At 51.1% G+C, this 11,682-nt stretch carries 10 protein-coding genes; 6 read left to right on the top strand and 4 right to left on the bottom strand.

Features of this window, described 5'->3' with window-relative positions; genetic code table 11:
* Positions 1-24 precede the first annotated feature (24 nt).
* Entirely contained in the window at positions 25-936 is a 912-nt protein-coding gene (locus DT73_RS09180) for a LysR family transcriptional regulator (protein ID WP_036107382.1), read from the top strand.
* Positions 937-995: 59 nt separating this feature from the next.
* On the opposite strand, the gene DT73_RS09175 is transcribed toward DT73_RS09180, so the two are convergent.
* A complete protein-coding gene (locus DT73_RS09175) occupies positions 996-1,961 on the bottom strand; it encodes a GlxA family transcriptional regulator (protein ID WP_036107379.1) in 966 nt (321 codons plus the stop codon).
* Between the two features lie 111 nt (positions 1,962-2,072).
* Between DT73_RS09175 and DT73_RS09170 the strand changes: the two genes are divergently transcribed.
* Positions 2,073-2,714 carry an HD domain-containing protein gene (locus DT73_RS09170; protein WP_036107376.1) on the top strand — a complete coding sequence of 214 codons (642 nt, stop codon included), beginning with the start codon at positions 2,073-2,075 and terminating at the stop codon, positions 2,712-2,714.
* Positions 2,715-2,812: 98 nt separating this feature from the next.
* On the opposite strand, the gene DT73_RS09165 is transcribed toward DT73_RS09170, so the two are convergent.
* Positions 2,813-3,787: a LysR substrate-binding domain-containing protein gene (locus DT73_RS09165; RefSeq protein ID WP_036107373.1), complete on the bottom strand. Its 975-nt coding sequence runs from the start codon at positions 3,785-3,787 to the stop codon at positions 2,813-2,815.
* 76 nt (positions 3,788-3,863) lie between these two features.
* Here DT73_RS09165 and DT73_RS09160 point away from each other — a divergent pair, with 76 nt between their 5' ends.
* Both DT73_RS09160 and DT73_RS09155 read left to right on the top strand, forming a co-directional pair.
* A complete protein-coding gene (locus DT73_RS09160) occupies positions 3,864-4,757 on the top strand; it encodes an MBL fold metallo-hydrolase (RefSeq protein WP_036107370.1) in 894 nt (297 codons plus the stop codon).
* A gap of 13 nt (positions 4,758-4,770) precedes the next feature.
* Positions 4,771-5,793, top strand: a complete 1,023-nt coding sequence (locus DT73_RS09155) for an alpha/beta hydrolase (protein ID WP_235234460.1) — start codon at positions 4,771-4,773, stop codon at positions 5,791-5,793.
* A gap of 100 nt (positions 5,794-5,893) precedes the next feature.
* Here DT73_RS09155 and dbpA read toward each other — a convergent pair whose 3' ends face one another.
* On the bottom strand, positions 5,894-7,267 hold the full coding sequence (dbpA, locus tag DT73_RS09150) for an ATP-dependent RNA helicase DbpA (protein ID WP_036107495.1): 1,374 nt from the start codon (positions 7,265-7,267) through the stop codon (positions 5,894-5,896).
* 263 nt (positions 7,268-7,530) lie between these two features.
* On the opposite strand from dbpA, the gene DT73_RS09145 reads away from it, so the two are divergent.
* Positions 7,531-8,499 (top strand): aldo/keto reductase, encoded by a 969-nt coding sequence (locus tag DT73_RS09145; protein WP_036107369.1) that lies wholly within the window; start codon positions 7,531-7,533, stop codon positions 8,497-8,499.
* Positions 8,500-8,562: 63 nt separating this feature from the next.
* Here DT73_RS09145 and DT73_RS09140 read toward each other — a convergent pair whose 3' ends face one another.
* Positions 8,563-9,468 (bottom strand): LysR family transcriptional regulator, encoded by a 906-nt coding sequence (locus DT73_RS09140; RefSeq protein WP_036107367.1) that lies wholly within the window; start codon positions 9,466-9,468, stop codon positions 8,563-8,565.
* Positions 9,469-9,734: 266 nt separating this feature from the next.
* Between DT73_RS09140 and treA the strand changes: the two genes are divergently transcribed.
* A complete protein-coding gene (treA, locus tag DT73_RS09135; protein ID WP_051691320.1) occupies positions 9,735-11,522 on the top strand; it encodes an alpha,alpha-trehalase TreA in 1,788 nt (595 codons plus the stop codon).
* The last annotated feature ends 160 nt before the right edge of the window (positions 11,523-11,682 follow it).

Genomic DNA, 11,682 nt, shown 5'->3' with positions numbered 1-11,682 from the left:
CACTGTTATTGAATGGAGCAATAAATGGATCGGTTAACAAGCCTCGCAGTCTTTGTCGCAGCCGTTGAAGAAGGCAGCTTTGCAGCGGCTGCCCGGCGCTTTGGGTTGTCTCCAGCCATGGCAGGTAAACATGTCAGCGCTATTGAAGCCCAGGTGAATGCACGGTTATTGCAACGTTCAACCCGCCGGTTAAGCCTTACTGATGCCGGATTACTCTATTACGAGCGCTGTAAACAGATCCTCGAAACTTTCGACGAAGCCGGCAGGGAAGCAGGCGATATTCAGGCTACTGCACGGGGTACCTTGCGGATTGCTGCGCCTGCAACATTTGGTGAGATGCATGTGTCTGGCATTGTGGCCCGGTATTTGGCAGATAATCCTTACGTCAATGCAGAAGTGTTGCTGGGCGACCATTATACCGACCTTCTGGATACCCGAGTGGATGTGGCGATACGCATCGGCAGACTAACCCGTTCACAACTTGTCACGCGCAGGCTGGCACCGTGCCGCATGGTACTCTGTGCATCTCCTGGCTGGCTGGCGCAGCAGGGTACACCTCTGAAACCAGAAGACCTCCATAATGCCCCCCGGCTGGCCTTCAGTGAAGCGGTTTCCGAAGGCAACTGGACATTCTTTGGTGCACACCAGCAGGCCTGCACCCTCAGCGGGCCATGCCGATTACTGGCGAATAACACACAGTTTCTCGTGGCATCGGCGCTGGCTGGTATGGGGATTGTGTATGCTCCCACATTTGTTCTGGGTGAACATATTCGCCGCGAAACACTCGTTCCTTTACTGGCTGGCTACACAACCAGTGAACTGGTCATTCAGGCAGTTTACCCCAGCGCATTACATATCCCGGCTAAAGTACGGCACTTTGTCGATTACCTGGCACAGGCTTTTGGTGATAATCCGCCGTGGGATAACCCTGAATAAAGCCTCGGTAGGGCATTTCCTGGCAAGTTACACCTTGTAAATCCATTTACCGGCCCTTGTCATTCTCGGGCAGCATATAGCCGTCGGTAAACTGAGGGGGTTACCCCAACTCGTTTTATGAACGCCCGGCGCAGGACATCGCTACAGGAATAACCACACTGAGCAGCGATGCGTTTAACGGGAACACTCCCCGTTTCCAGTAACGCTTTTGCCTGTTCTATACGGCAATTTTCCAGCCATTCTCCGGCAGACATGTTCATTTGCTGGCGAAACAGGCGTGCGAGGTGACGAGAACTCAGACCAATATGCACGGCCATATCGTTAATGTTTAGCACCAAAGCCAAATTGGCTAATGTCCAGCGTTGTAAATCCTGAAACGCTGTTCGGCCAGTAACAGAAACAGCACTGTGCCGGATGAAATGCCCCTGATTGACCGGGCGGCGAAAAAACATCACCAGATTATTGGCTATATCCATGGTAACTTCGCGCCCCAGGTCTTCTTCCACCAGCCTGAGCGCCAGATCCATACCAGAAGTTACCCCCGCGGCCGTTCGTATCGGGCCATCTGCTACATACAGCGCATCCACATCCACATCAACCTGCGGGTATTCTGCCGCAAACCGTGTTGATACAGCCCAGTGAGTGGTAATTTTACGATTTTCCAACAGCCCGGTTTGCGCCAGTAAAAATGCGCCGGTACAGACAGAGCCGTACCGCTGGCTGCTTTCACAAAGAAAACGAATTTTCGTTTTTTGTTTGTCACTCAACACCTGTTGCCAGACTTCTGGCGCGCCTGATAACAGAAAAGTATCCGGCCGAAGACTCACTGCCTGCTCAAGTAAATAGTGCGCCATAATTTGTACCCCGGATGATGCTCTGATGTTCATTTCATCCAGGGCAATAACTACGGGCTCATACACTTCACGCTGCAAAATTCGATTGGCCTCAGCAAAAACATCCAACGGGCCTGATACGTCCAGAAGCTGGACGCCAGGTACAGCAAGCATGGCAATTGTGCGTTTCATTCGTCGCGATGTCCTGATTTGGAGAAATGTCCGTATTCGTCGTATTTATACCATTTCGGACACACAGTTTGCCCGGTAAACTCCTTTTCAACAACCGATAAGGAGAAACATATGACTTTTCATGTACAGGGGATACGTATTCCCGACAGCAAACTGGCTCGTGAAACCACAGAATTTATCCGTGATACGGAAAACGATTTATTATTCAATCACTCCAGCCGGGTCTGGTACTGGGGTGCGCTGGCAGGCCTGCGGCGTGGGCTTAAAGTTGATCATGAACTGTTGTATGTGGGATGTATGTTCCATGATATTGGCCTTACCCACGAACACTGTACTTGCGACAAACGCTTTGAAGTTGATGGAGCCAACGCGGCGAAGGCATTTCTACAAGGGCATGGTATTGAACCTGCAGAGATTGATAAAGTCTGGACAGCCATTGCACTGCATACCACACCTGGCATTCCCGAGTTTATGGCTCCAGAAATCGCGCTTCTGACCGCCGGGGTAGAAATGGATGTATTAGGGATAGAGTATGGCAAAGTAAGTGATGAAGACCGTGAAGCGGTTGTGGCGCAACACCCACGAGAACCGGCTTTTAAAGAAAAGATAATTGATGAGTTTTATCACGGTATTCAAGGGAAAACACAAACAACCTTTGGCAACGTCAAAGCCGATGTAATTGCTGATAAACAACCAGGGTTCGTGCGCGGGAATTTCTGCAGCATCATACGCCAGTCCCAGTGGAAAGAATAAGCACCTAAAACATGCAAAAACACATACTGCCCTGGCCAGTTTCACCTGACCAGGCAGTTATTTTTGCAGTGTTGCTGGTTACCACTCAGCAGTAATCATCAATTGGTTCCTGCTGGCAAAGAGCCAGCTCTGGATAGCGCTGAATGTGCTTCGATTTGAGCCAGCACAGGTTCCACCTGTTGCCTGAGCCATTCCGCTGCAGGGTCACTGTCTGAACGCGCAGCCCACACCATCGAAATTGGTGTAACACTAAATTCGAATGGCACAGGGCTCATCGCCAGGCCCATCAACGGAGCATACTGCATTACAATTCGCGCAGGTAATGTTGCTATCACAGGCGCATGCATGGCCGTACTCAGCACTGTCAGAAACTCTGGTGCGGCCATTGCCATATTGAGTTCCACACCGGCCTCCCGTACCGCATCCTCCAGGCAACCCCGGATACTGGCATTTTGTGAGACCAGTGCATGACGCTGTGCCAGATAGTCACTACGGCTGACGGGCAGCTTCAAATCAAGGTATGCCGGGTTAAAGCAGCAAAGTAATGATTGCTCAAACAGGAACTTTCTCCGGTGCCTTTCCGCACCGTCACTAAAGCACCCCACCGCCAAATCAATATCACCTTCATCCAGCATACGGTGGACGTGTTCTGGTTGGACGGTACGTGCCAACAACCTGATACCCGGTGCACAGCGTTGAACCTGAGCGGTCAGTTTTGGCATAGTCAGCACCTCAAGTTCACTTGAGAAGCCTAAAGTGAAAGTTCTCTCTTCTTGCTCCGGGCAAAATTCATCACTGGCCGTAATTGAATGCTGAGCCAGCGAAAGAATCTGATTTATCCCCACGGCAAGCCTCTCTGCACGGGATGTCGGCTTCATCACCTGCCCAACCCGGACAAACAATTCGTCGTCAAATAACAGACGCAATGTTGCGAGGTTATGGCTCATTGCGGGTTGTTGGATCTTCAACCGGGTAGCCGCCCGCGTGACGCTTCGTTCTCGCATGAGTGCGTCGAAGGCAACCAGTAAATTCAGGTCAAAGGACCATAAATTGAAATGATCGATAGAGGACATTTTTTGAATCGATTTGTTCGTTTAAAACCTGAAGCATAGACTTCCCTGGTGTTTATAACCAGCGAGATTTTTAACCGTGACTCACATAAACAAAACCTACCAGGTTGGCGATATCACCGTCACCAGAATTGATGAAATGCGTTTAAATACCTCTGCCGTTTCTTTTCTCTACCCGGACAGTACTCAGGCAGAAGCAGAAGAAAATGCCTGGTGGCTGACACCTGCAGATATGGATGCCACAAACCATAACCTGGTGCAAAGTATTCACAGCTGGCTGGTGCGTACGCCACATCACACCATTCTAATTGATACCGGAGCAGGCAACACCAAACCGCGCCCCCGCAACCCCATTTTCGATAATCTCAATACACCTTATCTGCACCGGCTCGCTGCAGCTGGTGTCCGGCCCCAGGACGTTGACTATGTGCTGCATACCCACCTGCACGTTGACCATGTTGGCTGGAATACACAATGGGTCGATGGCCGTTGGCAACCCACTTTTCCTAATGCACGCCATGTATTTTCACAAGCTGAAGAAGACTATTACGGTAGCCCTGAGAGCCACAATGAAGTCAATACACCGAGTTTTGGCGTATTTGAAGACAGCGTCGCGCCGATTATTGCCGCAGGCCAGGCTGAACGAATAGGCAATGATGGCGGAACGTTTTTGGACAACTTTGAGTTCCACCCAACACGAGGCCACAGCATTGGACATATGTCGATTGAACTGAGCTCCCGTGGGCAATCAGCGCTCTTTACCGGCGATGTCATGAATCATCAATTACAGGTGGTTTATCCACACTGGAATACTGTTTTCTGCGAATGGCAGGACGATGCCCGTATTTCACGCCGCAGAGTGCTCGAACAGAGTGCGGAGCAACATTTGTTGCTGTTTACCTCACATTTTGCCCAAACCTCAGCGGGTTATGTGTCTCGCCTGGGTGATGGCTTTACCTGGCACTACGAATAACCTGGAGTTTCCTGTGAATCACTCTATTAATGGGACTGAAATTGTCTCTGAAGCGCTATACGTTGCAACTGAAATCCCCGGAATTAACCTGTATGTGCGCCATAAGCGCCCGGCATCAATACAGGCATTCACGCCTGCGCGAACTATTGTAATGGTGCACGGCGCGACATTTTCATCAGGTAGCCTGTACGATGTGCCGTTCAATGGCATGTCGTTCATCGACTACCTGGCAGCAGCAGGCTATGACGTTTACGCGTTGGATGTGCGTGGTTACGGCAACTCTTCCCGCCCACCTGAAATGGAGCAACCTGCGAACCAGAACCTGCCTCTTGTCAACACCGATACTGGTGTGGCGGACCTTGAGCGCGTAGTCGACTATGTGCTCAACAAGTGCTGCCTGGACAAAACCATAGTATTCGGTATGTCATGGGGTGGAACTGTTGCCGGTGCGTATGCCAGTACCAACAACGATAAAGTTCACAAACTGATTCTGCTTGCACCGCAATGGCTGAGTGACCGGCCAATTCCTATAGATACTGGCGGGCATCTTGATGCATGGCGTTTGGTGCCGGTACGTGAAAGCAAGGCGCGATGGCTCAATACAGCACCGGAGCACGCCCGCGAGACACTGGTGCCGGAAGGCTGGTTTGAACAATGGGCGGATTTCACGCTATCTGAAGACCCATGGAGCCAGCAACGTACGCCAGACAAAATCAGAGCGAGTAATGGCCCCATTCAGGATATCCGGGACTACTGGCTTGCCGGACGAGCCTATTACTCGCCGGCCAACATTCATGTTCCTGTGCTACTTATTCATGGCGAGTGGGATATCGATGTACCCACAGACCTGATGCAGGCTCTGTTTGCAGAGCTAACCAATGCAAGGTACCGGCTGTGGGTTGAAATCAGTGAAGCAACACATCTTCTGTTGCTGGAGAAGAACCGCCACCTGGCTTTCCAGGCAATAAAGAGCTTTTGTGAAAGTGAGTTTGAACCGGAAACAGCCAGGCTGGTTGGCCGGGCATCCTGTTCGTAATCTCTGAGCAACTGTACTCAAAAATGCCGCATCTGCCAATAATCACTCCACACCATAATGTGGAGTGATTTTGCTGCCAGCCAAATAAGCTAACCACTCGCTATTTCAGCAAACGCACCTTAACGGATTTCCCTTTTATTTTACCTTGTTGCAATTGCTTCCAGGCATGACGGGCAACCGACTGTTTCACCGCAACATAAGCATGCATTGGGTGAATGGCGATTTTACCGATATCGGCTCCGTCGAGCCCAATATCTCCGGTTAATGCCCCCAGAATATCGCCAGGGCGCATTTTGGCTTTTTTACCGCCATCAATCGCCAGGGTTGCCATTTCCGCTTCAAGTGGCAATACCTTGCCAGCGGTGGGCAATGGGCACCAGTTAAGCGCCATATGAAGCATCTCTTCCAGTACATTTGCCCGGGTGGCTTCTTCTGGCGCACACAGGCTCACTGCCAGGCCACTTTCCCCGGCACGTGCAGTACGCCCAATCCGGTGCACATGGACTTCCGGGTCCCAGGCCAGTTCAAAGTTCACCACCATTGCCAGCGCTTTGATATCAAGCCCGCGTGCAGCTACGTCTGTGGCCACCAGCACACGGCTGCTGCCATTGGCAAAACGCACCAGGGTTTGATCACGGTCGCGCTGTTCCATATCACCATGTAAAGCCAGCACACTCTGGTTACTGGCAGTCAGGGCATCGCACACTGCCTGGCAGTCCTTTTTGGTATTACAAAACACCACACAGGATGCTGGTTGCTCACGGCTCAGCAACGCCTGCAGTACAGCAATTTTTTGATTCCTGGGGACTTCATAAAACTGCTGCTGTACCGCCGGTAATGCTTCTGCCGTATCAATTTCTATCGCCAGTGGTTCATGCTGGTAACGTTGGCTGATTGCCGCAATTGCCACAGGCCAGGTGGCAGAAAACAGCAGCGTCTGGCGCTGAGCGGGGGCAAATGCAACCACCTCATCAATCGCGTCAGCAAACCCCATATCCAGCATACGATCTGCTTCATCCAGCACCAGAGTACGTAACGCAGACAGGCTCACAGTCTGCTTATTCAGGTGGTCCAGTAACCGCCCGGGCGTTGCCACGATAATATGCGGAGCATGGGTCAGTGAATCGCGCTGCGCGTTGAACGGCACTCCGCCACAGAGTGTCAGCACCTTAATATTTGGCGTGGCACGCGCCAGACGGCGCAGCTCACCCGCAACCTGATCGGCTAATTCGCGTGTCGGGCAAAGCACCAGCGACTGGGTAGTAAATTGTGTCGCATCAATATGCTGCAACAAACCAAGACCAAAGGCTGCTGTTTTACCGCTTCCGGTTTTTGCCTGAGCCCGGACATCCTTTCCACTGAGAATGGCAGGCAATGCCGCGGCCTGAACCGGCGTCATCGCCAGGTAGCCGAGCGTTTCAAGCGTTGTGAGTTGTTGGGAAGACAGAGCGTTAAGTTCAGCAAATGAGGTCACAGTGATAATTCCGGATAAAAGCCAGTGGGCGGCAATAATACCACCCCTCACCTGAATTGCATGGCGAATTATTTACTCAGGAGATGAATGCTTATGGATAGCGCCAGACGTGGATCCAAATATGCCTGAATAAAAGATAACTATGTCTGCCATATTTTGAAATTTATGAATCAAACTGCATAGTGTATTCACGCACCCGCTATTATCGCCACAGCTCAAACGCCGTAACATCCAACTGGTTAATTTAAAAAACGGGAGATGTCATGGAGAAGCGAATACTGGGTAAAAGCGGGCTGGAAGCTTCAGCTCTGGGCCTGGGCTGTATGCGCATGAGTTTTGCCGACAAACCTGCGAATAAACAAGAAATGGTAACCCTGCTGCATCAGGCCGTGGATCTGGGGGTTACCTTTTTCGATACCGCCGAAGTTTACGGGCCTTTTACTAATGAAACGCTACTGGGTGAAGCTTTTGCCACTGTGGATAAAAGCAAACTAGTGATAGCGACCAAATTTGGCTTCAAACACAACCCTGAAACTGGACCCTCGCCTGCTGAAGGGTTTGACAGCCGCCCTGAGCAGATCAGGCGTGTTGCCGAAGCATCACTGAAGCGCCTGAATGTTGATTGTATTGATTTATTTTACCAACACCGTGTTGACCCGAACGTGCCGATTGAAGATGTCGCCGGTGCAGTGAAGGACCTGATTCAGGAAGGAAAGGTAAAGCATTTTGGTTTATCTGAAGCCAGCGCCGATATTATTCGCCGGGCTCACAGTGTCCAGCCTGTCGCCGCATTGCAAAGTGAATACTCAGTATGGTGGCGCAATATCGAGCAGGAAATTTTACCCACTTGTGAAGAGCTCGGTATTGGACTGGTGCCATACAGCCCACTTGGCCGGGGCTACCTCACCGGGACAATTACTAAAGCAACCACTTACGATAAAAGTGATTTGCGCAGCCGCAACCCGCGTTTTACCGCAGAAGCCATTGACGCAAACCAGGTGGTGGTCGACCTTTTGGTTCAAATCGGTGAATATTACCAGGCAACTCCAGCCCAAATTGCGCTGGCCTGGTTACTGGCCCAAAAACCCTGGATTGTGCCCATTCCCGGGAGCCGCTCTCTGCCACGGCTGCAGGAAAACCTTGCGGCAGCCGCTTTGTCTCTGAGCGAACAGCACCTGGCACAGATAAACCAGGCGATGTCTGCAATCAGTGTGGTTGGCGACCGTTATTGATTTATCCGTTACCTCGCGCGAAAGCCAGCGCACTTGTTGCTGGCTTCTTTGCACAAACTCAGGCTAGCGTGGCAATTCTGGTGAATAGCGCAGTGCTTCTATCAGTTTTGCAAATGCAGCGGTATGTTGTTTACGGCTTGGGTAGTAAAGAAAATACCCCGGGAAAGGGTCGCACCAGTCTTCCAGCACCGGAATCAGCTCCCCCGATGCAATACCTTCATGGGCAGTATCTTCCGGAACATACGCCAGCCCAAAACCACTTTTTGCCGCATCCATGCGTGACGCCAGGGTATTTAAAGTCAGTTGCCCTTCCACACGAACTTTGATTTCCTGCTCCCCGCGCATAAATTCCCATGCATACAACCCACCAAGCGTTGGAAGGCGCATATTAATACAGTTGTGTTCCTGTAATTCATAAGGTGTTTGCGGTTTACGCCGTTTAGCAAAATAGCCAGGCGACCCAACCACCGTCATGCGCCAGTCCGGGCCAATACGCACTGCAACCATATCACGCGCCAAATGTTCACCCAGGCGAATACCAGCATCAAAACGTTCACTGACAATATCCCGCAGGCCGTTATCAATGGTCATTTCCACATTCACATCCGGATATTGCTCAAGGAAAGGTTTCAGCGCAGGCCAGACTGTAGATTCCAGTGCATGTTCACCCAAGGTCAGGCGAATATTCCCGGCGACTTTATCGCGCATATCCGTGAGTGAAACCAGTTCAAGTTCGATTTCATCCATTCGAGGGCGAATAGCATTAATCAATTGCTCGCCTGCTTCGGTTGGCGCAACACTCCGGGTGGTTCGGGTTAATAAGCGAATACCAAGGCGTTCTTCAAGCCCCCGAATAGCATGGCTCAGGGCTGATTGTGAAACACCCAGTTGGGCTGCTGCGCGGGTAAAACTACGCTCACGGGCCACAATAATCAGGTAATAAAGGTCGTTAAAATTATCTTTCAGCATCCGGCGCGCCTTTGCTCACTGTTTTCCCAATATTGCCAAAGATACAGGGTAACGTCATTTTTAACCCGGTCACGTGAATTCGTGCGCCAGGCGGGTGCCTGACACAAATTTTTTGCCAAATGGACGCTGTAACAAAATACATCAAAGGTAAATTTTCTGGAAATTTCCTGTTTTACCCTGATAACTGCCTGTTCTCTTTTATAATCAATGAAGGTTTTCATATGTTTGAATACAGTTGATGGCAATAACCAGGAGGAGACCGGTTGATGATGAAGTCCGTTCTGCGTCGCCCACGAACACTTTTTCTTGCCATCCAGGTAGCCCTAAGTGGCGCAATACTTGGTTTAAGCCCTGCCCCCACACTGGCAGATGAAGGGCTGAATAATTACCCGCAAACCCCCGACCAAACACTGGGGCCACTGTTTACCGAGGTCCAGCGTTCAAAACTCTTTGCGGATCAAAAAACCTTTACAGACGCAATTGCCAAAGGCGACCCGCTGATGATCCTTGCGGATTACCGCATGCAACAGCACCAGTCCGGGTTTGATTTACGCCACTTTGTTGCGCTCAACTTCATGATGCCCCATGAGAGTGAAAAGTACGTTCCACCGAGCGGACAGTCACTACGTGAACATATCGACAGCCTGTGGCCTGTACTGACGCGCAGCACCGATAATGTAGATGAACGGGATTCATTATTACCGCTTCCCAAACCCTATGTCGTGCCTGGTGGCCGGTTCCGTGAAGTTTATTACTGGGACAGTTATTTCACTATGCTGGGGCTTGCCGAAAGTGGCCACTGGGACAAAGTAAGCGACATGGTAGAAAACTTTGCCTCTGAGATAGACAAGTGGGGGCATATTCCTAATGGCAACAGAACCTACTACCTTAGCCGTTCACAGCCCCCATTTTTCCCATTGATGGTTTCATTACTGGCAAGCCACGAAGGCGATGAAGCCCTGGTTAAATGGCTGCCAGAAATGAAAAAAGAGTACGCATACTGGATGGCGGGTAGCAACCAACTGGCTCCGGGCGAAGCGCACCGCCGCGTGGTAAAACTGGCAGATGGCGCGGTTCTTAACCGTTATTGGGATGACGAAGATACGCCACGCCCGGAATCCTGGCTGGATGATGTGACAACAGCGAAGCGCTACCCTTCACGGCCGGCTACCGATATTTACCGTGATTTGCGGGCTGGAGCGGAGTCTGGCTGGGATTTCAGTTCTCGCTGGATGGATGACCCGGAGCAGTTGGGGTCAATTCGCACCACCAGTATTGTGCCGGTCGACCTGAATGCCATGATGTTTCTGATGGAAAAAACACTGTCCAGAGCCAGCAAAGCCGCAGGCGACAACGCCGAAGCCAGCCGCTACGACGGCCTTGCCGATCAGCGCCAGCAAGCTATTGAGTCTCACATGTGGAATAGCAAAGAGGGTTGGTATGCAGACTATGACTTGAAAACACACAAAGTGCGCAGCCAGTTAACAGCCGCCGCGCTTTTCCCGTTATATGTCAAAGCAGCGGCAACGGACCGTGCCCAAAAAATGGCGAAAATCACGCAAGAAAAATTACTCAAGTCTGGCGGCATTGCTACAACGCTTGTGCGCAGTGGTCAGCAGTGGGATCTACCTAACGGTTGGGCCCCGTTACAGTGGGTAGCGGTTGAAGGCCTGAAGAACTATAACCAGCCTGAGCTTGCAATGGAGATAACCTGGCGTTTTCTGACTAATGTCCAGCACACCTACAACCGTGAGCACAAATTACTGGAGAAATATGATGTCACCACCACCGGTGTTGGTGGAGGTGGTGGCGAATATCCACTCCAGGATGGCTTCGGCTGGACCAACGGTGTCACACTTAAAATGCTGGACTTGTTGTGTGGTAAGAAATCGCCATGCAATGATGTGCCGGAAACTCGCCCGGCCATGACTCCGGGCACAAATACTCCGGAAACAAATTCAGGTACAGCACCAGCCAGCACACCGGCCGTTACTCCTGCCAGTACAGGATCCCAGCAATCACAGGCAGCCAATACTGTGGTAACGGGTAAATAATCCATCACTCACCAGCACCCCGCCTGCCTGCGGGGTGCTCTCACGTGCTTTTTTGCCACTTTTTACCAACTATTTTCCTGTGTCACAGGCTGGCCTGCCTGGGCTGGCAACTTTGCGTATTTACATTAATACTGATTAATACACACAGCCATGCGTAAGT

It is taken from the genome of Mangrovibacter sp. MFB070 (assembly GCF_000705335.1).
GTDB lineage: Bacteria > Pseudomonadota > Gammaproteobacteria > Enterobacterales > Enterobacteriaceae > Mangrovibacter > Mangrovibacter plantisponsor.
The sequence above is the reverse complement of the archived record's forward strand: the minus strand, read 5'-3'. Positions and strand labels throughout refer to the sequence as shown.

What these genes read in the sequence shown, in the direction of transcription:
- DT73_RS09180 (WP_036107382.1), top strand. Translation starts at nt 25, where the DNA reads ATGGATCGGTTAACAAGCCTCGCAGTCTTTGTCGCAGCCGTTGAAGAA.
- DT73_RS09175 (WP_036107379.1), bottom strand. Translation starts at nt 1,961, where the DNA reads ATGAAACGCACAATTGCCATGCTTGCTGTACCTGGCGTCCAGCTTCTG.
- DT73_RS09170 (WP_036107376.1), top strand. Translation starts at nt 2,073, where the DNA reads ATGACTTTTCATGTACAGGGGATACGTATTCCCGACAGCAAACTGGCT.
- DT73_RS09165 (WP_036107373.1), bottom strand. Translation starts at nt 3,787, where the DNA reads ATGTCCTCTATCGATCATTTCAATTTATGGTCCTTTGACCTGAATTTA.
- DT73_RS09145 (WP_036107369.1), top strand. Translation starts at nt 7,531, where the DNA reads ATGGAGAAGCGAATACTGGGTAAAAGCGGGCTGGAAGCTTCAGCTCTG.
- DT73_RS09140 (WP_036107367.1), bottom strand. Translation starts at nt 9,468, where the DNA reads ATGCTGAAAGATAATTTTAACGACCTTTATTACCTGATTATTGTGGCC.
- treA (WP_051691320.1), top strand. Translation starts at nt 9,735, where the DNA reads ATGATGAAGTCCGTTCTGCGTCGCCCACGAACACTTTTTCTTGCCATC.